Annotated in this window: 22 protein-coding genes and 2 pseudogenes; 14 read left to right on the top strand and 10 right to left on the bottom strand. The window is 69.9% G+C overall.

Going from position 1 to position 20,329, the window contains the following annotated elements; all coding sequences use genetic code 11:
• The first annotated feature begins 63 nt into the window (after nt 1-63).
• From MRQ36_RS28165 to MRQ36_RS28140, 6 genes are read left to right on the top strand one after another with little or no spacing between them, the layout of a single operon-like run.
• Complete coding sequence (locus MRQ36_RS28165) at nt 64-1,059, top strand: lysylphosphatidylglycerol synthase transmembrane domain-containing protein (RefSeq protein ID WP_242799776.1); 996 nt, start codon at nt 64-66, stop codon at nt 1,057-1,059.
• A complete protein-coding gene (locus MRQ36_RS28160; protein WP_242799775.1) occupies nt 1,025-1,588 on the top strand; it encodes a Coq4 family protein in 564 nt (187 codons plus the stop codon). Before MRQ36_RS28165 ends, MRQ36_RS28160 begins: the two co-directional genes overlap by 35 nt.
• Nucleotides 1,581-2,555, top strand: a complete 975-nt coding sequence (locus tag MRQ36_RS28155; RefSeq protein WP_242799774.1) for a lysylphosphatidylglycerol synthase transmembrane domain-containing protein — start codon at nt 1,581-1,583, stop codon at nt 2,553-2,555. Before MRQ36_RS28160 ends, MRQ36_RS28155 begins: the two co-directional genes overlap by 8 nt.
• On the top strand, nt 2,552-3,349 hold the full coding sequence (locus MRQ36_RS28150; protein ID WP_242799773.1) for a hypothetical protein: 798 nt from the start codon (nt 2,552-2,554) through the stop codon (nt 3,347-3,349). Before MRQ36_RS28155 ends, MRQ36_RS28150 begins: the two co-directional genes overlap by 4 nt.
• Nucleotides 3,346-4,068 (top strand): hypothetical protein, encoded by a 723-nt coding sequence (locus MRQ36_RS28145; protein ID WP_242799772.1) that lies wholly within the window; start codon nt 3,346-3,348, stop codon nt 4,066-4,068. Before MRQ36_RS28150 ends, MRQ36_RS28145 begins: the two co-directional genes overlap by 4 nt.
• 48 nt (nt 4,069-4,116) lie before the next feature.
• On the top strand, nt 4,117-5,586 hold the full coding sequence (locus MRQ36_RS28140) for a cytochrome P450 (protein WP_242799771.1): 1,470 nt from the start codon (nt 4,117-4,119) through the stop codon (nt 5,584-5,586).
• Nucleotides 5,587-5,762: 176 nt separating this feature from the next.
• Here MRQ36_RS28140 and MRQ36_RS28135 read toward each other — a convergent pair whose 3' ends face one another.
• Nucleotides 5,763-6,077 carry a DUF1330 domain-containing protein gene (locus tag MRQ36_RS28135; RefSeq protein WP_242799770.1) on the bottom strand — a complete coding sequence of 105 codons (315 nt, stop codon included), beginning with the start codon at nt 6,075-6,077 and terminating at the stop codon, nt 5,763-5,765.
• A gap of 47 nt (nt 6,078-6,124) precedes the next feature.
• Nucleotides 6,125-6,724 carry a GNAT family N-acetyltransferase gene (locus tag MRQ36_RS28130; RefSeq protein ID WP_242799769.1) on the bottom strand — a complete coding sequence of 200 codons (600 nt, stop codon included), beginning with the start codon at nt 6,722-6,724 and terminating at the stop codon, nt 6,125-6,127.
• A gap of 299 nt (nt 6,725-7,023) precedes the next feature.
• Between MRQ36_RS28130 and MRQ36_RS28125 the strand changes: the two genes are divergently transcribed.
• From MRQ36_RS28125 to MRQ36_RS28115, 3 genes are all read left to right on the top strand, one after another.
• A complete protein-coding gene (locus tag MRQ36_RS28125; protein WP_242799768.1) occupies nt 7,024-7,899 on the top strand; it encodes an endonuclease/exonuclease/phosphatase family protein in 876 nt (291 codons plus the stop codon).
• A 60-nt stretch (nt 7,900-7,959) separates the two neighbouring features.
• On the top strand, nt 7,960-8,106 hold the full coding sequence (locus tag MRQ36_RS28120; protein ID WP_242799767.1) for a hypothetical protein: 147 nt from the start codon (nt 7,960-7,962) through the stop codon (nt 8,104-8,106).
• A gap of 395 nt (nt 8,107-8,501) precedes the next feature.
• Nucleotides 8,502-9,686, top strand: a complete 1,185-nt coding sequence (locus MRQ36_RS28115) for a ricin-type beta-trefoil lectin domain protein (protein ID WP_242799766.1) — start codon at nt 8,502-8,504, stop codon at nt 9,684-9,686.
• A 67-nt stretch (nt 9,687-9,753) separates the two neighbouring features.
• Here MRQ36_RS28115 and MRQ36_RS28110 read toward each other — a convergent pair whose 3' ends face one another.
• On the bottom strand, nt 9,754-9,954 hold the full coding sequence (locus tag MRQ36_RS28110; protein WP_242799765.1) for a hypothetical protein: 201 nt from the start codon (nt 9,952-9,954) through the stop codon (nt 9,754-9,756).
• A gap of 319 nt (nt 9,955-10,273) precedes the next feature.
• On the opposite strand from MRQ36_RS28110, the gene MRQ36_RS28105 reads away from it, so the two are divergent.
• Genes MRQ36_RS28105 through MRQ36_RS28095 form a run of 3 tightly spaced genes read left to right on the top strand, consistent with a single transcriptional unit; the run spans nt 10,274 to nt 12,011 of the window.
• Nucleotides 10,274-10,843, top strand: coding sequence for an NADAR family protein (locus MRQ36_RS28105; RefSeq protein WP_242799764.1), 570 nt, complete (start codon nt 10,274-10,276; stop codon nt 10,841-10,843).
• Entirely contained in the window at nt 10,840-11,484 is a 645-nt protein-coding gene (locus MRQ36_RS28100) for a hypothetical protein (protein WP_242799763.1), read from the top strand. Before MRQ36_RS28105 ends, MRQ36_RS28100 begins: the two co-directional genes overlap by 4 nt.
• A 35-nt stretch (nt 11,485-11,519) precedes the next feature.
• Nucleotides 11,520-12,011 (top strand): hypothetical protein, encoded by a 492-nt coding sequence (locus MRQ36_RS28095; RefSeq protein WP_242799762.1) that lies wholly within the window; start codon nt 11,520-11,522, stop codon nt 12,009-12,011.
• Nucleotides 12,012-12,028: 17 nt separating this feature from the next.
• On the opposite strand, the gene MRQ36_RS28090 is transcribed toward MRQ36_RS28095, so the two are convergent.
• The 7 genes and pseudogenes from MRQ36_RS28090 to MRQ36_RS28065 form a co-directional block, all read right to left on the bottom strand.
• Entirely contained in the window at nt 12,029-12,325 is a 297-nt protein-coding gene (locus MRQ36_RS28090; protein WP_242801559.1) for a hypothetical protein, read from the bottom strand.
• A gap of 551 nt (nt 12,326-12,876) precedes the next feature.
• A pseudogene (locus MRQ36_RS28085) lies at nt 12,877-13,442 on the bottom strand (YcxB family protein); the annotation flags it as partial.
• Complete coding sequence (locus MRQ36_RS34795; RefSeq protein WP_374250843.1) at nt 13,367-14,062, bottom strand: helix-turn-helix domain-containing protein; 696 nt, start codon at nt 14,060-14,062, stop codon at nt 13,367-13,369. The pseudogene MRQ36_RS28085 and the gene MRQ36_RS34795, both read right to left, overlap by 76 nt.
• A gap of 478 nt (nt 14,063-14,540) precedes the next feature.
• Nucleotides 14,541-14,921, bottom strand: coding sequence for a hypothetical protein (locus tag MRQ36_RS28080; protein WP_242799761.1), 381 nt, complete (start codon nt 14,919-14,921; stop codon nt 14,541-14,543).
• A 241-nt stretch (nt 14,922-15,162) separates the two neighbouring features.
• A complete protein-coding gene (locus tag MRQ36_RS28075) occupies nt 15,163-15,708 on the bottom strand; it encodes a DNA cytosine methyltransferase (RefSeq protein ID WP_278187614.1) in 546 nt (181 codons plus the stop codon).
• A gap of 166 nt (nt 15,709-15,874) precedes the next feature.
• A pseudogene (locus MRQ36_RS28070) lies at nt 15,875-16,762 on the bottom strand (TRM11 family methyltransferase); the annotation flags it as partial.
• 106 nt (nt 16,763-16,868) lie between these two features.
• Nucleotides 16,869-17,786: a hypothetical protein gene (locus MRQ36_RS28065; RefSeq protein ID WP_242799759.1), complete on the bottom strand. Its 918-nt coding sequence runs from the start codon at nt 17,784-17,786 to the stop codon at nt 16,869-16,871.
• 769 nt (nt 17,787-18,555) lie between these two features.
• Between MRQ36_RS28065 and MRQ36_RS28060 the strand changes: the two genes are divergently transcribed.
• Nucleotides 18,556-19,428, top strand: a complete 873-nt coding sequence (locus MRQ36_RS28060; protein WP_242799758.1) for a hypothetical protein — start codon at nt 18,556-18,558, stop codon at nt 19,426-19,428.
• Nucleotides 19,429-19,936: 508 nt separating this feature from the next.
• Nucleotides 19,937-20,329, top strand: a complete 393-nt coding sequence (locus tag MRQ36_RS28055; protein WP_242799757.1) for a pilin — start codon at nt 19,937-19,939, stop codon at nt 20,327-20,329.

The following is a 20,329-nucleotide window of genomic DNA, read 5'->3' as shown; positions in this document are numbered from 1 at the left end:
CCGCCCGCTGGCCAGCTCCGGGGCAGCCCCGCCCACCTCGACGCCGCGCGGGGCTGAGCCGACATGAGCGACATCGCAGCCACCCCCCGGCCCACCGCGACGTCGGGGCGGTCGCTCCGGCGCTTCCTGCTCCGGCTGCTGTGGTTCGTGACCACCGTGGCGCCGGTGTTCTGGCTGGTGCCCCAGCTCGACGCGCCGACGCTGGGAAACCGGCTCGGCCACCCGGTGGTCCAGCTGCTGCTGCTGGCCGCGCTGCTCAACCTGGCCGGCCAGGTCGTGCAGGCCGGGTGCTGGTCGGTGCTGCTTCGTCCGCGTCACCGGGTGCCCTTCGCCCGCCTGCTGCGCTACGAGTTCGCGGCCCAGTCGACCGCCTACATCGACGTGCCGAGAGGCGGGGACCCGCTTCGGTCGCGGCTGCTCAGCCGGCAGAACGTGCCAACCGGCGTCACCGGGGCACTGATCACTCTGCGCCGGATCGTCCGCGCCGCCGCGATCGGGGTCCTCGCAATCGCCGCGCCGCTGCTGATGGCCGGACTTCCGGGCTGGGTCACCGCCTTCATCTGGTCGTCGACGGTAGCCACCGTGGCCCTGGTGGGCCTGCTGGTATGGCTGGCCCACCGCGACGGCGGCGAGCGGGCGCCTCGCGGCGTACGCCGGGTGGCGGAGGGCCTGTTCTGCCTCCGCTCCCCTCGGACCCTGCTGCTGCTGGTGGTGCTGGTCCTGCTGGGAGTGGTGATCGACACCGTGGCGGCAGTGGTGATCCTCAGCGCCCTGCACGTGCACGGGTCGGTCGGTGTGGCGGCGCTCGTGCTGTTCTTCGTCGACGTGTCGGTCAGCCTCCCGGTGACCCCGGTCCACCTCGGCACCTTCGAGGCCGGCGCGTTCTTCAGCCTCCAGCTCGCGCACGTCCCCCTCGAAGCCGGAGCGGCCTTCGCCCTCGTCTTCCACGCGCAGCAGAACCTCCCGCAGCTGATCGCCGGCCTGCCCTTGCGGTTCGCCGCTGGCCAACCGAGGAGAGAAGATCATGACAGCATTGTCGAACTGGGTGCCCAGCCTTGACGGGGAGCAGACGCTGGGCGAGGCGTACGCCGAGATGCCGGGTGACGACGCCTCCGTCGTGCCCTGGTATGTCCGCCTGCTGGAGAACCCGGCGAGTCCGGTCGCCCTGCCCGGCGCCATCGACCTGCGCGGGCACGACTGCGTGCACATCGTCTTCGGCAGGGGCACCACGTCGGCCGACGAGGCATTCGTCCTCGGGGTCACCATGGGCTCCACCGGCCGGGCCGCCGGCTGGCAGCGGCAGGTCTTCGCGCTGGCGGCCCGGCATCTGTACCGCGGGCCGTGGCGGCTGTCCGAGCGTGACGTGCTGCTGTTCCACCTGGCCGTCGAGTTCATTCGGCAGCAGGGCGTCCAACCCCTCAACGCCGTGCGGTGGGACGACCTGTGGGACGAGCCGTTGAAGAAGATCCGGTCGTCGCTGGGCATCCGGGTGCCGGAACTGCTCAGGTTCTTCGAGACCGAGCGGCTGCTGTGGCCCGACAGCCTCGCCGCCAGCCGGCTGCCCACGGTGGCGCACCGGGATGAATGAGCGGACCAAGAGCCGGCTGGGTCTCGCGTTCCGGCTGCTATGTGTACTGGCCACGGTCGTCGTCCTCTGGCGGTTCCTGCGCGGCATCGAGGTCGACAAGTTCACCGCTGCCCTCCGGGGTGCCGACTACCGGCTGCTGGTGCTCGCCGTGCTGCTGAACATCGGCGCGCAGTTCGTCCGCGGGGCGAGTTGGACGGCCATGCTCGGCGCGCGGCACCCGGTCCGGTTCGGCACCCTGCTGCGCTACGAGTTGGCCGCGCAAGCGGCGTCGTCGCTCACCCCGGCCCGCGCCGGCGAGGTGATGCGCCTGTGGATGCTCAGACGTGAAGGCGTTCCGGTCACCGTCACCACGGCGCTGATCGTGCTGAAGAAGTCGATCGGTGCCGTCGGTGTGGCGCTACTGGCCCTGCCCGTTCCACTGCTGCTCGGCTTCACCGGCTGGGTGCTCGGGGTCGTCGTGGCCATCACCGCCGTCATGATCGCCCACCTGCTGCTGCTGGTCTGGGTGGCGCACCGTAAGCCGGGGGCGACGCTGCCGACGTTCCTGCGCGGTCTGGTGGACGGCATGTACTTCCTGCGGGACCGGCGGGGCTTCAGCGTCGCCTCCGCGTGGATCCTGCTCGGCGAACTCGCCGACGCGGCAGCGGCGTTCCTGGTGCTGCGGGCGCTGCACATGGACCTGTCGTTCGCGGCGGCGATCCTGGTGCTGTTCTTCATCGACTTCGCCAACGCCCTGCCTTCCGCGCCCGCCCAACTGGGCACCTTCGAAGCCGGGGCACTGTACTCGCTCGGTCTGCTCGGCATCTCCCCCGACGTCGCCCTGGCGTTCACCCTCGTCTTCCACGCCCAGCAGGCCATGCCGCAGATCATCGTCGGTCTGCCGTTCCAGCTGCACTACCTGGCCATCAGGCGGACCACGCGGGGCAGCCCGACCCCTGCCCCGGTGCCGGAAAGGATGCACAGATGAAGGCGTGGGAGAAGCTGCGGGCCTCACGGGAAGCCCTCGACAAGTCCCGGGACATCTTTCGGGACTTCGCCCGGGACCTCTACTTCCCCGCGCTGCGGCTGTCCCCGTGGCAGCGAACGCGGTGCACACCCGTGCTGTTCCTGGTGGAGTTCCTGGTCTACCGGGTCGACGCGGTCGCCGAACACACCCGCGACGTCGAACTCGAGACCGACGGCAACCAGGACTACCAGAAACTGGTCCGCTACAAGCAGCGCTTCGCCACGCTGCTACGCCGGTTGGGCGCCTACGACGAGGCCGTCGGCCACCAACTCGACCAGGGTGAGCGGTACGTGCGACTGGAGAACCGGGTCACCACCTACGGTGCCGCCGACCACGCCGACGTCATGCGGCTGGTCGAGCTGCGCTCCTCCGATCTGCGGCTGCTGCACACGATGATCTACCCGCTGCTCGGCCGGCCCGTCGATCAGCACTTGCTCGACGTGCTCTGGCCGGTCGAGGTCCTCGCCGACATCGGCAACGACCTCGCCCACTACGAGCACGACGTCCGGACGGGGAACTTCAACGCCTACGACGCGCTGGTGCGGCTCTACGGACCGGACGCGCCGCAGCGGCTCCGCGACGAGACGGCCCGCTACGAACGGATGTTCCACGAACGGCTGGACGGGTTCCCGGACGGGCAGCGGACGCACCTGGCGGCGCTGTGTCTGCGCCGGTACCGCACCCAGATCGACCGGATCCCGCAACCCGTCCGGTCCGGCAGTGACGAACCCTCAACGACGAAAGGCTCGGCATGATCTCCCAGGTGGTCGTGGTCACCGGCGTCATCTGCACACTGTGGTGGCTGGTCGCGTACGCGGGGATCATCCACCGCGGCTTCCGTGACAAGACCTACGGGATGCCGATCGCGGCGCTCGGCGCGAACCTGTCCTGGGAGGCCGCGTACGGGCTGTTCATCAACCCCTTCGCCGACCACATCCATACCCTGAGCATCGCGTGGCTCCTGGTGGACCTGGTCATCCTCTGGCAGGCCTGCCGGTACGCGCCCACGGAGTTCGGCGACGCGCCGGCGGTCAGGCGATACGCCCGGATCCTGCCCATCGTCGCGGTCGTCGTCGCCTACCCGATTGTCTACCTGGGCTTCTTCGAGTTCAACGACCCCGACGGTGAATACACCGGCTTCGGTGTCAACTGCCTGATGTCGCTGCTGTTCCTGGTCATGCTCGTGCGCCGGGACAGCCCCCGCGGCCAGTCGTTGTACATCGCGATCGCAAAGTTCTTCGGCACCTTCTTCGCCTGGCTGGCGACCGCCCTGACCGTGACCACGAGCGCGGCCCAACCGTGGCCCCGCAGTTTCGGGTCCTTCTGGGTCGACAGTTTCCGGCACGACTCGTACCCGCTGACCCCGTTGATCAACTACCTCTATCTGGTCGTGTTCGTCGCCGACATCATCTACACCGTCGCGCTCTACCGCCGCTTGAAGGCGGCGAACATCCGGCCGTGGCGGCACATCTGATCCGCTCCAGGCTTCCCCTCACCACCGAACGTGCGCAAAGGAGTCGCCGTGTCCAGTCCGTACCTCTCCACCCGCTCCCGGGCGGCCACCGGTCGTACCGCGACGGACCGGCTGCTCGACGCGCTACGCCGCCCCGCCCCCGACGACGTACCCGGAACCAGGCCGTGGCCGCTGGTGGGCGACCTGCCGCGCTTCGCCGCCGATCCGCAGGCGTTCGTCACCGACCTGCACGACACGTACGGCGACCTGGCCGCCTGGTCGCTCGGCGGACAGCGCCAGTACTGCGTCTTCCACCCCGACGACGTCGCGACCGTGCTCAGCGCCACCAACTTCTCGCTGCGCAAGGGCTTCACCGACGGCTTCATCCAGCACGCCGACCTGCTCGGCGCCCGCGCCCTGCCGGCCAGCAACGGCGACCTGTGGAAACGGCAGCGCCGCCTGGCGCAGCCGGCCATGCACGTGCGACGGATCACCGGCTACGCGACCACCATGGTCCGCTACGCCACCGAACTGGCCGACCAGTGGCAGGACGGCCAGATCCGCGACGTGCACCAGGACATGGTGCGGCTGACCGCCCAGATCGCCGTGAAGAGCCTGTTCGGCGCCGAGGTCGGCCACGCCGACGGCGACGCGATCCGCGACGCCCTGGCCGAGATGGCCCGGCTGGAGGAGATCGAGTACACCGGCCTACCCGGTCTGCTGCCCTACTGGATGCCGGCCCCGCACCGACGGCGGCTACGCAAGGCGTCCGCGCACGTCGAGCGGCTGATCATGCGGGCGGTCGACCGCCGCCGCCGGCCTCAGGACACTGCCGGCGAGCAGGACGGCCCGCCGGACCTGCTGGCGATGCTGCTCGACGCCCGCGACGAGGACGGCCGCCCGATGGACGAGCGGCAACTGCGCAACGAGATCCACACCCTCTACGTCGCCGGGCACGCGACGACCGCGAACACCCTCGGCTTCGCCTTCGCCCTACTGGCCCGCCACCCGGACGTCCTCGACCGCCTGCACACCGAACTGGACGAGGTGCTCGGCGACGCGGAGCCCGGCTTCGACGACATTGCCCGGCTGCCCTTCACCGAGGCCTGCGTCAAGGAGACCCTGCGCCTGTTCCCCACCGTGGCGATGCTCCCTCGCAAGGCCAACGTCACGCTGGAGTTGCGCGGCCAGGCCATACCGGCGGACGCGGGCATCTGGGTCAGCGCGTGGGTCACCCACCGCGATCCGCGGTTCTGGCCCGAGCCGACCCGGTTCTGGCCCGCCCGCTGGCTCGACGAGGGCACCGGGCGGATCCATCGCTCCGCATGGTTTCCCTTCGGCGGCGGCCAGCGGATCTGCTACGGGATGCGCTTCGCCCTGACCGAAGCGGTACTCATCCTTGCCGTCGCGGCGCGCGCCTTCACCTTCACGTCGATCAGTGACGCCCCGGTGCACTACACCAACGAGGCGCTGCTCGCCCCTCAGGGCGGGGCGGTCCTGGCACTCAGCAGGCGGAAACTGCCGACCGGGGTGAGCTGAGCGGACGCCTCGCCACGGGCGCATCACCGGGCTCGTCGCGCAGCGTTGGTGCTCGGCTCTGGCCGCCCGAGATCGGCCCCGGCGTCCGCCGCGATCCACTGCGCGAACGCGCACGGCAGCCGGGTCCCGATCGGTAGCGATGGCCGGAGCGGCCGGCAGCTCGAGCCGTCATACGATCAACGGGGATCACCTGCCGGCTCCGGGACCCCGTCGACGAAGAACAGCCGGCGTCGGAGTGCCCTGTCCCGTACGGAAAGAGCCTCTGCGTACTCGGCGGAGCGGTACCAACGGTAGAGCGACTCGCGGTCGGGGAACTCGACGATGACGATCCGCCGGCCGGGCAAGGGTTCACCTTCGACCACGTCGGGTTCGGCGCCTCGCGCCAGGTACCGCCCGCCGTGGGCACCGATCGAGGCGGCCGCCAATTCCCGGTACCGCCGGAACAGTTCCGGCTCGATCACTTCGACCTCGGACACCACATAGGCAGGCACGTTGCTCCTCCACCCCGGGCGTTCAGCAGGTATCCGGCAATCGGTCGCTAGCGTTCCGTCAGCGCGTGCAGGACCGCGGGCGACAGCGGTCGGTCACTGTAGAGAAGGCGGATGGCGGAGGAGTCGGGGTTGCCGGCATCCGGGCCGCGCCAGACCAGCCGGAGATCGAGGCGCTCCACGGCCCGCTGAGACCGGTCATTGCCCGCCAGCACGTAGGCGGTCAGCGGCAGCTCCGGGCGTACCCGATGTGCTGCCGCCATCGCCGCCACGCTGATCTCGTGTGCATAGCCGCGGCCCCACCGGCCGGGAACGAGGCGGAAGCCCAGGTTCCACGCCACGCCGTAGCGGAGAAAGCAGCCGCCGATACCGACGAAGGCCCCCTCGTCGCCCTCTTCGGCGCTGCGCGCGACCCACATGCCGAGGCCGTCGCCTGCCCACGAACCGCGCCACCGCTCGATCATCTGTTCCGTCTGCGCGATGCGGTGGTGGCGGGTCATCGGGTCGGGCCCCCACACCCGAGGATCCGCGTACAGGTCGAACACCTCGCGCAGGTCGAGATCCGTCGGCGGACGTAACACCAACCGGGCGGTGGCAATGCCGCCGGGCGGCACGGCTTGGACACCGTGGAGCCCGTCATGGTCGGTCATGGTTCCCGTGACCCCCCGTCACCGCGGCGCAGGGCTTCTCCGGCCACTCGCGCGCCTCATACCGTACCGCTGTCTCGACGCCGCCGGCGGACGAGAGCAGCGGGAACACCTTGTCATAAACCTTCTTGACTGTATATCGAGCTGCAACTAAGTTTCAGGTCACTCCGCCGGATCGGAGGTTGTCGCCGATGAGGACCGAATCACCCATCGCGACCGCCGCCGCCCGGGCGGCCTGTCCCAGCCTGCTGTGGATGGCTACCGGGGAGACTCTGCTCGACAAGAGACGATGAGGTCGACATATGTGGACGCTGCGACTGCCTCGCCGAGCCCTCTCCGTCCTGGCCGCCGCGGCCATGGCGGCATCGGTGCTGGTCGGTTCTCCTGCCAGTGCGGACGACCCGCAGGCCCCGGCCAGGTCACTGCAGGTGATGAGCTTCAACATCCACCACGGTGCGGGCGCCGACGGGCTCGTCGACCTGTCGCGCATCGCCGGCGTCATCCGGGACAACGACGTCGACGTTGTCGGGCTGCAAGAGGTCGACCGACACTTCGGCGCCCGTAGCGACTTCGTCGACCAAGCGGCCTGGCTGGCACGAGAGCTGCGGATGCACGTCGTCTACGGCGCCAACCTGGACCTCGACCCGGTCGAGGCCGGCCAGCCGCGCCGACAGTTCGGCACCGCCATCCTCACCAGCGCACCCATCCTCGAATGGGACAACACCCTGCTCCCCCGGTACGGCGAGCACGAGCAGCGAGGGCTGCTGCGTGCGCGGGTCAACGTTCGGGGTGTGGCGGTGCAGGTCTACAACACGCACCTGGAACACACCAACCGCCCGGAACGCGTGGCCCAGGTGGAGACAATCACCCGACTGATCGGTGCCCAGGACGACTCGGTGCTGCTCTTCGGCGACCTCAACGCCGACCCCTTGGCACCCGAGATCCAGGCGCTGACCGACCATCTGGTCGACACCTGGGAGGCGGCCGGGCTCGGCGACGGCTACACCTACCCGACCTACGACCCGCACAAGCGGATCGACTACGTGATGCAGTCCGGCGACGTGATCGCGCGTACCGTCGCCGTGCTCAGCGACCCGGAGTCCGCAAGCGCCTCGGACCACCTGCCCGTGTGCGCGGAGGTGCTGCTGCCCGGGGAGAAGGTCGGCATCGGCCACTGACGCCCTGACTGCTCTGCCCGGGGTCGCCCGGACCCACCGCGCCCCCGCCGGAGGAGGCTCGTGCGGTCCGGGCTTCATCCCGACCGGCAGTACACGTCGCCCGAGTTGGCCGAGTGCGGCAGCACCCGCAGCTGGTCCGCCGGCTCCCGGGCCGTCACCCAGCCCGGGAAGACCAGCGACCGGCTGTCGCCCAGCGCGTCGAGGTGACCGCATCCACCTCGACCCAGGTGTCCCAGACCTCGTGCCGCCAGCCGTCCGTACCCTCGCCCGCGCGGGGAACTGCGCGCAGGCGGTGGCGTCGCGCACCGGGTTCCCGTGATGGAAGTCCAGCGAGCGGTCCGGGCCCAGGCCGGCGATGCAGTCACCCGGCCGCGCGAGTGGCTCCGACTGGTCGACCGGCAGGGCTTCAGGCGGACCACGACGCCGCAGTCCTCGGCTGGTGAATCGGACGACGGCCACGCCTGCCTCGACGGCGAGTTGCCCGGTTCGCAAGAAACGTGGGTCGCCACTCTTCTCGTGCCATGTCCCGCCGTGATTACATCGACCAACCTCAGTAGAGCGCTCCCAGCATCGTGGAGCGCCAGGAACGAGGCGGAGGATCCATGAACCTCAGACGGGCGTGGGCCACGGCGCTACTCGCCGCAGCGGCCGCACTGGTCGCCCCGACCGTCGGCGCCGCTCCCGCGCACGCCGACACGCTGATCTGCGACCAGTTCGGCTCGACCACGATCGGCAACAAGTACATCGTGATGAACAACCGCTGGGGCACCAGCGCCCAGCAGTGCATCAACGTCACCGCCAACGGCTTCCAGATCACCCGCCAGGACGGCACGTCCCCGACCAACGGCGCGCCCGTGTCCTACCCGGCGATCTACGTCGGCTGCCACTACACCGCCTGCTCACCCGGCACGAACCTGCCCCGGCAGGTCAGCCAGATCGGCAGCGCACCCTCCTCCATCTCCTACACGTACGTCGGCGGCACCTACGACGCCGCGTACGACATCTGGCTCGACCCCACCCCGAAGACCAATGGGGTCAACCAGATGGAGATCATGATCTGGTTCAACCGGCAGGGCTCGATCAGCCCCATCGGCAGTCCGGTTGGCAACGCCACCGTCGGCGGACGGACCTGGCAGGTCTGGAAGGGCTGGAACGGCGGCAACGACGTCGTCTCGTACGTCGCCCCGTCACCGGTCACCAGTTGGTCGTTCGACGTGATGAACTTCGTCAACGACGTCGACGCCCGCACCCAGGTCGACGGCTCCTGGTACCTGACCAGCATCCAGGCCGGCTTCGAACCCTGGAACGGCGGCGCCGGGCTGGCCGTCAACAGCTTCTCCGCCAGCGTCAACGCCGGCACCAACGGCGGTGGGGGCACCGGAGGCGGCACCGGACAGGCCATCGTCGGCCAGGGCAGCGGCCGGTGCCTGGACATCGCCGGGAACCCGGGCACCGACGGCACCCCCGTCCAGCTCTGGGACTGCCACGGCGGCGACAATCAGAAGTGGGCCCGCACGGGCAGCACCTTCGTCAACCCGGCCACCGGCAAGTGCCTCGACGTCGCCAGCGGCTCCACCGCCAACGGCGCTCGCGTGCAGCTCTGGACGTGCAACGGCACCGGCGCACAGAACTGGCAGGTCAACGCCAACGGCACCATCACCAACCCGCAGTCCGGCAAGTGCCTCGACGCGAGCGGTCAGGGCACCGCCAACGGCACGGGGATCCAGATCTACGCCTGCTACGGCGGTGGCGGCACCCAGTCCAACCAGGTCTGGTCGCTGCGCTGACCGCCGGTGGCGCCCCGCGAACCCCGGGTTCGCGGGGCGCCCCGCCGGCCGCCGTACGCCAGGGTCGTCACTCGGGGAGACCGAGCGGCTGAGGAACCGACGAACGCGCGGGCAGGTCGAGCGCGATCCGCCACCGTACGGTGCCGTCGGCCAGCACGCAGGTGACCTCGGTCGGCGTCACCTGGACCACCGAGGTGCCGTCCGGGGCGACATCGCCGCTGGACCCCTTCGTCCAACCGGCGATCGGGAACCTCGCATACGGCCCCACTGCGCCACCGTCGGCGAGCGGAGCACAATCCAGGACATGAGCGTTGCCCTCGGCGATCCACCGGAACCGCCGCATCCTGCCGAGAGCCGGCGGGAGGGTCCGCGTCGAGGAAACCGACGGCGGTGTGACCTCGGCAAGGAGCTGCGGCTGACTGATCATCACGGCCGGTAAACCTAGCCGTCGGGAGGGCGGGAGTACAGGGGCTCCCTTCGACGGGCGCAGGTCCAGGGTCGCGCGGGCCCTGCCGGGCCGGCCGGGGAGATGGGCGGCCGGCAAACCCGATGGCGCGCGACCGTAAAGCTCTGGCACGCTGCGGACCATGCCCGACACCGCCGCCCCGCCGTCCAGCCGCTCCGAGCTGCAGGCGCTCGCCGCTACCGGCGCACGGGTGAAATACCTGTTCTTCTGGGGGCACCAGCCCCAGAAGAACGGCGGCGTCGGGCCGGGTTGCCTGAGCCAGTGGTGGCCGGCACCGTTCGTCGTGGACGGGGTCCGGTACGCCACCGCCGAGCACTACATGATGGCCGGCAAGGCCCGCCTGTTCGGCGACGAGGCGATCGTCGCGCAGATGCTCACGGCACCGCACCCGGGTGCGGTCAAGGCGCTGGGCCGGCAGGTCCGCGACTTCGACCAAGCCACCTGGGAGGCGCACCGCTTCGACCTGTTCGTCGCCGGCAACGTGGCGAAGTTCAGCCAGCACCCCGACCTCGGGCAGCACCTGTCCCGCACGGGCGATCGGGTGCTGGTGGAGGCCAGTCCGCTCGATCGGGTGTGGGGCATCGGCCTGCCCGCCACGGACCCCCGCGCACACGACCCTGCCCAGTGGCGCGGCCAAAATCTCCTCGGCTTCGCGCTGATGCAGGTCCGCGCCCGGCTCGCCACCGGATGAACCTCAGGATTCACGTACACCAGGCACGGCTCGGCCCCGCGCAGTACCGCGTCATCCGCCCGGCCACGCCGCTGACCGGCGCGGTGCTGGGCGACGAGAACCCCTGGCACGTCCTGGAACTCGACGCCGACGCCGCGTTCGCCGTCACGGGCCTGTGGATGCTGGCCGCCCGGTCACGCCACACGCTGGTCCACCTACCGCTGCGGGGCAACGCGCCACCGGAGCCATCCCGCGCCATTGTCTCCGTCGGTGAGCTCGACCTGGTGCTCAGTCACCGCGACCTGCAGTTCGCCCCGCACCGGTGGAAGCAGCTACGCCACCGCCTGGGACCGGGGGCACCGCAGACCGTCGCCTGGAATCCGAACGACGTCCCCAGCTGGGACGAAGTCCACGAACTCAACCGGCAATCCCGCCGGGGTTCCTCCCCCAGGGACAGGTTCCACCAGCGCCTGCACGGCAACACCCTGTTCCTGGCCGGCAACGCGGTCGCGTTCCGGCGCACCGCCCGGTACGTCCTCGACCTGGCGCTCCGGCGACCCGCCCTCGGCCACTCCGGCACCTACCACTCCGCGACGGTGCACCCCGCGGACGGGCACTTCGCCACCACCGGGCAGGGCATCTATCTCATCCGGTGGCGATAGCGGCCGCCGCCGCTACCACGTGCCACGATTCCAGCGTGCTCCGATCCGTTGAAGTCACCACCGTCCTCGCTCTCGCCGCTTCCCCCTCCCATAACCTCCACTGGCGCGACACACTTGAACTGAGCCTGGACTGCTTCGTCTGCCAACGTCTCGGCCGCACCACGATCTTCCGGCTGGGAGCGGAGCGCGCCGTCTGCTCCGGCGACCGGGAAAGCGGCGAGCACTACACCGCCGGACGCCTCGCCTCCTTCGACCACACGATCCGAGAAGCGCAGACCATCCTGCGAGCGGTGGTGGACTACTGGTGGGCCCCCTTCCACGACGAGAAGCGTGACCAGCCTGCCGCCGCCCTCACCCGCACCCCATGGGTACGGCACCACCTCGGCTACCTCTGCCCGGATCAGCAGGAGTCAGGGGAACTCACCACCCAGACGAACATCGTCCGACCACACTCCGGATCCTGCCCATACTGTTCCGCGCCCCTCATCGAGAGCCACGAGGCTCCCTGGATCCGGCTGTTGACCTAGACAATGTCTGACACCGATCAGCAGTTGTCCGCATCCGACGTAGTGGGATCGAGGAGCTGTAACCGCTCGCGTAGCCGCCGTGCCTCACGACCGCGGTAGACCCGCAGGACGCTCTCCAGGGTGTCACGTACCTCCGGATCGGGATGGTCGGCCAGGTATGCCAACTCCTCGGCGCCGCCGCGCCAGCCTCGACCCAACTCGCAGAGCACGTCGATGATCTCATTGGCGCTGCTTGCCGCCCGCAGTCGCCCCACCAGCTCAAGCTTCGGCCTGGGCGGCTCGTCGTAGGGAAACCGGCGACGCAACCTCGCCACCTTGTAACCTCCTCGGACGAGACAGGACGGACACGGGCAGGGCTGCCTGCCGTGGGCTGCCGCAGGTACCGCCAGCCGATTCCCTGTGGAACATCACGGATCCGTCGTACCTCGGCGCTCGCTATCGCGCGGGGCACGAACACCTCGTATCCGCGCGGATCGTCGAGCTCGCGCACCAGCCCGACCGCGCGTGCGGCGGTGGCCTCACGCGGTGGGACCTCATAGCGCCCGACGCTCACTGGCTCGTTGTCGGGTAGCCGCAGATGCACCGCCACCAGCACGCCCGAGTGCCCGCGCCGCAGCTCGCGAACCCACTGATAGGTGAGCGTGAACGACGGCAGCACCGGCATGCAGTACGCACCTCGTCCCCCGGACCACCCACGGCTACGTGCGGCGATCCCCGAACGCTTGATACGCCGACCCGACGCCACCGTGGTGATGTGCACGAAATCCGCCATTGCCAGGACGGTAGCCGTCAAACGGATCGTCCTTGCCGGAGTTCTTGAGCGTCCCAGCCCTCTGCAGTAGAAGCTCACCGACACTCGAGCAGCCCCCCCTTCGGCCATGTCGGCTCGCAACGTCTCGGCGTCCTCGGCGGACATCAACCGGCGTGGGATCACCGTCGCCGGCATCCGGCCGACGAACACGATCCAGAACTCCGGCGTATCCCTAACCTGGGTGACCCCGTCCCAGGCGATACCGCCGGACTCCGAGCCGCTCCGCATCAGGATGTTGTCGTCGGTGATCTCGTACCCACCCTCGACCGCATAGCCACTGGAACGGCGCCGGGCCCGCCACCGCACCCACGGCGGATACAGCATCGACAGCAGACCCGCCACCACCATCGCCGTACACAGCGACGAAACCCGGTCGCTCCACCCGAACACCCTCGACGCGGCGAAGACAAGCACACCGACCGCTGCCAGCACCGCACCGATGTAACCGAACCTGCGCAGCCGGACAGCGCTCAGCGCACCGGCCACCGACCGGGATAGGCCGGATCAGCGGGGCTTCGGCGGCCGCCGCCTCCTACGTCGCGCCTCAGGTCAGGCCGCCGAGCGTTTCGGCCCGGCAGGGGCCGCAGTTTCGGGCGGGGTTGCCCCGATGTCGAGAGCATTGGTCCTTGCGAGGGCTGGGGGCGGGGGCGCCGATGGCGGATCGCGCGAGCGGGCGCGCAGTTGGTTTATTGATGGTTAAGGACGGTTCGTCTGAAGCACACTTCACCCCGTTCGGATGTGGGCTTCGCCTCGTGCGGATGTGGGCTTCGCCCCGTTCGGATGCGGGCTTCGCCCCGTTGCGAAGCGTGCTTCGTCCCGTTCGGAAGGACGCTTCGCCCCGTTGGTGCGCGCGGGCCGGATCGGCTCGGCGGGTGCCGGTCACGCTTGCGGGTTGCCGGCAATCGTCGGGCTGTGGTGGCACGAGCGATTCCTGGGGAACGGGTAACGGTCGACGACGTTCCAGCGCAAGGTCCCAAACGACCGGCCTGCGGTCCGCGGCCAAGAAGGCAGCGCGGGTCTGGTCGCCACGGCGAATCAGACCGAGGCTTTCGAGGGTTTTCAGGTCGGTTTGCACTGATCGGACGGTCTTGCGGGCGTAGAAGGCGAGGCGTTCCTGGCGGGGGAACGCGCCGCGGCCACTGTCGTCTGCGTGGTTCGCCAGGCCGATAAGTACGGCGAGGCAGGACGGGGGAACGTCCGGTGCGTGGGTGAGCGCCCAGGTGACAGCCTCGACGCTCATTTCCCCACCTTCGACAGCTCGGTTCGCCGCCCGGCGGTCCGGGGACGTCGACCGCTCAGGTCTGCCCGTGTGCCTCGACAGCCGTGGGGGCGGTGGGCGTGGGCAGCTGAGGTAGGGGCGGCATTGGTAGCTCTTCCCGGGCTGACGGCCTGACTGCGGGGTGATCGCTGTCGCATCGATGGTTCTCCTTGTTATCGGTGTTCACGCGGTGAACGAGGGCCTGTTCAGACCGTCCGGGTAGGTGGCAATTGATTGACGTCGGTCGTTGCTGCCAAGGTCAAGTCGTGCTGCGGTCTACACGTAGTGCCCGCTGTCTCGGCTTTTTCGAACGCCGAGCTGAACGCCGGCGAGATGGCGCTCACCCGCCACCCACGAGGTGACGGGAACGTCTTCGGGGCCCCTGTGAACGCGCGCCCGAGGGCTCCTCGCAGGGCGGTCGGACGTGCCTCACGATGAGCCCTCAGACGGCGGGCCGGGGTCAGTGGTGGCGGTGCAACAGCAGGTGCAGCGCCGCTGCCGCTTGAGCGGGTACGACCCCGTTGCCGAGGACGCGCAGCGCTCCGGTTCGTGGTAGATCCAGCCTGGGATCGGTGACCCAGTACGCGGGCAGGCCCATGAGCCATTCCACGAATACGGGTGCGAGCACCGGCTTTCCGTGTCGGCCGGTTTGGGTTGGCGGGGGAACGGGTCGTCCGGTCACCGTTTCCCAGCGGGCGATGACGGGAGCGTAGGCACCCCAGGTGGCCTCGTCGACGACGCCGACGATGGGGTGGGCGACGGTGGTGCGCAGGTCAGGGCCGCCGTCGCCGTGGAGGCCGGCGCCTCGCGCGTCGGAGGCGCGGGGCGTGGGCAGGTGCACGGCCGCCGAGGGCAGCGTGAGGTCTCCATGGGAGCCGCGTTGTGCGGGGCAGCCTTTGTGCCCGTCGGTGGCTCGGGATGTGGGCAGAAGAACTTGCGACAGGGGTGGGCGGAAGCCTGGTCCGGCGCGACGGCCGGGTGTGCCGGTGTCGCTCGCCCGGGGTGTGGGCAGCAGGTGATGCCGGGTCCCGTGCGGTTCGATCAGGTCCGGCAGTCCGTGCTGGTGGCCGGGTCCCTTGCCGTCACGGGCGCAAGGCGTGGGCAGCGTTCGCAGCTTGTCCTCCGCTGCCGGTGGTGGCGAGCAGGAACAGCCGATCACGTCGGTGGGGTGCGCCGATGTCGGATGCGCGTAGGCATAGCCAGCTCGTGTCGTACCCGAGCGTGGCCAGGTCGGTGTGAACGACGTCGAGTCCGCGCCGCCGCAGGGCGGCCACGTTCTCCACGAACACGAGCGGTGGTCGAAGGACGCGAAGGGCTCGGGTGATGTAGTGCCACAGGTTGGACTGAGGGCCGTTGATGCCGGCGCGTTTACCGGCGTTGGAGATGTCCTGGCAGGGGAACCCGGCGGTGACGATGTCAACGGCGGGGACGTGGGTCCAGTCGATGGTGCGGATGTCTCCGAGGTTGGGAAGGTGCGGCCAGTGGTGGGCGCAGACGGCGCGGGCGTGTCGGTCGGTTTCGGCGTACCAGGTGAGCCGGCCGCCGAGCACCATCTCGACGGCCGTGTCGAGGCCTCCGTAGCCCGTGCAGAGCGATCCGATGCGTGGTTGGGGTCGTGGGACAATCATGCACCTCCCGATCCGGTGCGACTGCCGCGTCTCGCCGTGCACAGACATGGAGCCAGGGCCGGGCTGGGGCAGCGGACGAGGTCGTTGCCTGCCTCTGCTTGAGGTTTGGGAGCCTCGTGAATGAGAGGGGTTCGTGGGGTGAGGCACAGAGATCCGGAGGAGCGGTTCACTCGGTCACCTCGCGGGCGGAGTCGGCGTTCAGGTCCGGTGGCGTGGGTTGCGTTGGAGTTTTGGTGAAGATCAGGACGTCTTCGTGGGTGATGAGGTGCAGTGGGGTGCCTGCGGTGCGGGCCTTACGGACGGCTTGAAGTTGGAAGAACGACGGGCGGGCAACGAGGTGCCCGTTACGGACGGCGGCCAGAAGAGCGACGCACCGTTCGGTCGGTGTCAGGCCTGCGCGAACGCCGGCGGCGATGACGGCGGAGGGCAGGTCGACCAGCTCGCCGTTCTTGCGCCACGGTCGGGCAGTGACCACGACGGTGCCGCCGGGCCGGAGCATGGTCACGCAGCCGAAGAGGATCTGTTCGAAGCCGTCGGTGAGGCCGGTGAGGTCGCGGTAGGCGAGGTTGCCTTTGTCGGTGCCGTCGTTGTACACGTTGTCGAACTTCGCCACCCCGTCCGCGCCGGGCCGGACGAGCCCGTGGACGGTGGGCCCGTACGGCGGTGACGTGATCACGAGGCTGACCTGCCCAGTGAGGGCTGCGGGCAGGAGGAGCGGCAGGCGGGTGGCGTCGCCGCGGACGACGGAGGCCCGGCCGGGGGCGCCTTGGCGGTGGGCATGGGTGATGTTGGCGTCGGCGATGTTCGACCAGCGGGGCTCGTACTCCACGCCGATGGCGTCCCGGCCGGCGTGGACGGCTTCGACGAGGGTGGTGCCGATCCCGCACATCGGGTCTAGGACCAGGTCTCCGGGTCGGGTGTAGGCGTGCACGGCATGCGCCGCGATCGCGGGGAGCATTCGTGCGGGGTGCTTGACCGATTCGGGCACGTACCGGCCACGACGCTGCACCGGCCCGGTGCGTTGCGCGGTTGCCCATACCGATAGCCCTTGCGGGTTCGGCTCCGGACAGCCGCCGTCGTAGGTGTTTAGGCGATCGGCGTGCGGGGCGCCGGCCCGGCCGGTGTGCGACTGGTTCTGCTGTTCGGGGACAGGCGCGTTCTCAGTCACGGGGTCCGCCTCTGTGTCGGCGGGCGCGCCGGGGGCGGCCCGGTAGCTGGTGCTGGCTGAACACGAGCAGGTCCGCGTGTACCTGCCGGTGCGACACCGTCCATTGCTGCTCGCCGGCCTGCTGGGCGAGGGTGAGCAGTTCTTCGTCGGTGATGTGGTAGACGAACGCGTCGCCCTCGGTGTCGGCGGTGACGGCGACGATGTGCTGCAGGTAGCCCAGGCCGGCGGACGCGGCGGCGCCGGTGACCGGGGTGAAGTCCTCCGGCCCGACCGTGCTGGCGGAAACGGTGACGACGAGGACGAGGCAGCCGCCGGGGCGCAGCAGCCGCGCGCACGCGGTCAGCAGCCACCCCAGCCGGATCCGGTTGGTGGAGTCGGCGGTGTCGAGGGGCCAGCAGGCCACGATCAGGCTGGTGGCCGCGTGTAGCGAGGTGTCAGCGGGCGGTGGGGTGGTCGGGTCATGGGTGGGGGGCAGGTCCGGGTCGGTGAGGTCGTCGCCGAACCATGCACTCAGTTCCGGCAGCTCCCGGTCATCGCGCTGGTCGGTGCCGCTCCCTGCGCGCGGTGCGCTGGACTGGACGGGCCGGCTGGCCGGTCCGATGGTGAGGCTGGACGCGTCGGTGAACCAGCCGGGGTGGTGGCGGCGCCCGCCGGCGGCGCAGGCCGCGGTCAGGGCGTGGTCGCCGGTCAGGTCGACAACCGTGTCGCCGAGCCGGCTGTAGGCGGCGACGAGCCGGTAGGCCAGGCGGGCGCCGACGCCGCGACCGGTGTCGGTGTCGGTGCGGGCGGTGCGCCACACGGTGATGGGCACCGGCGGGTCGCCGGCGACCAGGTCGATCAGGGTCGGGTCGACGGCGGTCGGGGTGGCGGGGTGGGCAGGGTCGTGGTGCTGCGGCGTGTGCTCGCTCATGTGGTGTCGGCTCCGCGCCGCGCGGCAGTGCGCTGACATCCTCAAACCGCTGTTTGTGTGCTCTGGCGAACGCCCCCGTTTCTCACAGCGACTCACCGCCACTCACACGGTCACACAGCAGCGAACAGGTCGGCCCCTGTTCCCGGTGTGTCAGCTGGCCGCGGTCTCGTGAAACCGTCGGCGGTGTCGGTGGTGTCACTCGCTGCGGTTGTCAGCCAGGTCAGTTCAGGATCCTGCGATGTCAGACATGCACCCCGCCGAAGTAGTGACATGCGGCGATGACACGGTGCCGGCGGAGACCTGTGGAGCGGGTCACCCCATGTCATCAGCCTTCGCGTTTCGCCAGTGACATGTCACAGATCGGTGGCCATGTCAGCCGTCGGCCGGGCGGTGTGGACGTGGGTGCCTGAGTCGGTGCCATCGCGGTACGGGCCCAGACGGCACCCGGCCCCATGTGGGCTGTGGTGAGTGGCTGTGTGCGCCCGCAGCTGTTGTCATTGCCGAACGTGTCACTCCGACAGCGACCATCGACGCGCTGCGCCGAGGGATGGGTCGGCTGGCCTGCGTGTCAGTGCGCAGCTCAACGGCACTCCTGGAGGTGCGCGTCAGTTATTCGGGCCGATGCCGTGGCGACGCCACGAGGTGTGTCGCGGATGCCGCCCGCGCCTGCGTTGTGGGGGTCCTGTGTGCCTCGCGTGGCGCAATCGCCGTGTCAGTCCTGCGCTGACAGCACGGTGATCCGTTGGTCCTTTGACATGGGAGTTGTGACATGAGCGCGTCCGTCACCGACTGGCCTACCTCACCGCTGACCGCCGCCGATGCCGCCTTCGCTGCACTGACGTGCGAGCCGGCAGCGTTGACACTCAACGTGGACACGGTCGCCTCCGACGGAAATTTGCCGGCGGGTGTCGTCGCGCTACCGGCCTTGCGGCAGTGGCTGCTGACGCATCCGGGCGCCCACACCGTCCGAGACGCCGTATGGCGGGAGCTGGTCCGCCGAGCCCGTCTGGACGGGCCCGCATGGGTCATCGCCGCCGTCGGGATGGCCATGCCCGCCCTGCGACGCTATGCCGGCCAGTTGTGCGTCGGCTACACCGGCGATCCGGTCGACATCGACGCGGAGATCCTCGCTGGCTTCCTCACCGCGCTGCGCGACCGGGTGGACCTGGCCCGCGACGCCCCGTACGCCTCGCTGTGCAGAGCGGCGTGGCGTGCCGGCCGTGAGCTGCGCCGGCAGGCCCACGAGTACACGACGGTCGACGACGTCGAGCACCTCGCCGGCCCTCGGACGCCGACGGTGCCCTACGGGCACCCGGACCTGCTGGTGCGTCGCGCGGTCGGCCTGGGCATCCTCGACACCGAAGACGAGCAGCCGTACATCGACGTGCGGCTCGGGCGGCGGGCGATCGAACCCATCGCCGCCCGCCTCGGTATCACCGTCGACGCGCTGCGTATGCGCTTCGGTCGCATCGACAGTCGCCTCGCTGATGCTCTGGCCAGTGGCTTCCTCACCGGGATCGCGTCACCAGGTATGTGCGAGCACCTGGCGGTCCAGGCCGGGCACCGCGCCGCCACCCGCGCCGGCCGGGCGGCCGCTGGCCACCTCCCCGTACAGCCCGCGCCGATACAGGCGGCCGCCTGACCGGCAGCGGAACACTCCCCTGGGCCGGGTACATCCTGGTGGCACTCCTACCGCGGCGCCCTCACCGATGACGATGCTCGGGTGGGGGCGCCGTCGCGTGTTCCGGCCCGGCAAGCCGGCCGTTCGCGTGCTCGGCGGCGACGTCCTTCAAGAGTTGGTTTGTAGGCCTGAGCCGGCCGTGAGCGGCTGTGAGCCGGCGGGGCGTTCGGCAGAGCACACAAAGACCGGTTTGAGGGTGCGGGACCTGTCGCAGCGTTCATCGGGCGCCAATGTTCCGCCCGCCGTCGGGCTCGCAGCTGCAGGCCCGTCGTGAGCCGGACGCCTCGGGTGCCGCGCAGTGCTTGGTGCGCTGACATCTCATCGAACACACCGCTACCCGTTAAGGGAGGAGAAGCTCCTCCCGAGGCTGTGGGGTCGCGGCGTGTCCGCTCTCGGGCTCGACGGCGGTGTCCGTGACCGCTCTGCCACGCCCTGCCCTGTGAATGGGCGGGGCCGGAGGTGACCCGCCATGTTCCGCACTTCGATCCCACGCCCACCGGCACGTTCACGTGCCGTCCCCCGATGCCGCCTCGTCGGCCGTGTGGCCGGTGTGACAACGGCGGTCGTTCTGCTGTTGTCCCTGCCGGCCGCCGCGCATGCCGACCCGGGTGGGTCGGCGTATCTGGCGGCGAACTCGCTGCCGGTTGTGATCGGCAACCTGAAAGCGTGGCTGCTGGGCATCCTCACCTCGTTGGCGACCTTGTTTCTCGTCCTGGCTGGCGTGTACTGGTCCACCGCTGGCGGCGACCCGACCCAGGTCGAGAAGGCCAAGGGTGCGCTGAAGAACGCGCTGGTCGGCTATGGCCTGGCGGTCCTGGCGCCGGTGCTGCTGCAGATCGTCCAGGGAATTGTCGGTGGCTGA

Origin of the sequence: Micromonospora sp. R77 (assembly GCF_022747945.1) — a bacterium.
Classification (GTDB): Bacteria; Actinomycetota; Actinomycetes; order Mycobacteriales; family Micromonosporaceae; genus Micromonospora.
This window is presented reverse-complemented; position numbering and strand designations above follow the sequence as displayed.

Excerpts from the sequence above, each read along its gene's own strand:
- MRQ36_RS28165 (WP_242799776.1), top strand. The coding sequence starts at position 64 with ATGAGCGACATCGCAGCCACCCCCCGGCCCACCGCGACGTCGGGGCGG.
- MRQ36_RS28160 (WP_242799775.1), top strand. The coding sequence starts at position 1,025 with ATGACAGCATTGTCGAACTGGGTGCCCAGCCTTGACGGGGAGCAGACG.
- MRQ36_RS28155 (WP_242799774.1), top strand. The coding sequence starts at position 1,581 with ATGAATGAGCGGACCAAGAGCCGGCTGGGTCTCGCGTTCCGGCTGCTA.
- MRQ36_RS28150 (WP_242799773.1), top strand. The coding sequence starts at position 2,552 with ATGAAGGCGTGGGAGAAGCTGCGGGCCTCACGGGAAGCCCTCGACAAG.
- MRQ36_RS28145 (WP_242799772.1), top strand. The coding sequence starts at position 3,346 with ATGATCTCCCAGGTGGTCGTGGTCACCGGCGTCATCTGCACACTGTGG.
- MRQ36_RS28130 (WP_242799769.1), bottom strand. The coding sequence starts at position 6,724 with ATGACCGACCATGACGGGCTCCACGGTGTCCAAGCCGTGCCGCCCGGC.
- MRQ36_RS28125 (WP_242799768.1), top strand. The coding sequence starts at position 7,024 with ATGTGGACGCTGCGACTGCCTCGCCGAGCCCTCTCCGTCCTGGCCGCC.
- MRQ36_RS28115 (WP_242799766.1), top strand. The coding sequence starts at position 8,502 with ATGAACCTCAGACGGGCGTGGGCCACGGCGCTACTCGCCGCAGCGGCC.
- MRQ36_RS28105 (WP_242799764.1), top strand. The coding sequence starts at position 10,274 with ATGCCCGACACCGCCGCCCCGCCGTCCAGCCGCTCCGAGCTGCAGGCG.
- MRQ36_RS28100 (WP_242799763.1), top strand. The coding sequence starts at position 10,840 with ATGAACCTCAGGATTCACGTACACCAGGCACGGCTCGGCCCCGCGCAG.
- MRQ36_RS34795 (WP_374250843.1), bottom strand. The coding sequence starts at position 14,062 with ATGAGCGTCGAGGCTGTCACCTGGGCGCTCACCCACGCACCGGACGTT.
- MRQ36_RS28075 (WP_278187614.1), bottom strand. The coding sequence starts at position 15,708 with ATGATTGTCCCACGACCCCAACCACGCATCGGATCGCTCTGCACGGGC.
- MRQ36_RS28065 (WP_242799759.1), bottom strand. The coding sequence starts at position 17,786 with ATGAGCGAGCACACGCCGCAGCACCACGACCCTGCCCACCCCGCCACC.
- MRQ36_RS28060 (WP_242799758.1), top strand. The coding sequence starts at position 18,556 with ATGAGCGCGTCCGTCACCGACTGGCCTACCTCACCGCTGACCGCCGCC.
- MRQ36_RS28055 (WP_242799757.1), top strand. The coding sequence starts at position 19,937 with ATGTTCCGCACTTCGATCCCACGCCCACCGGCACGTTCACGTGCCGTC.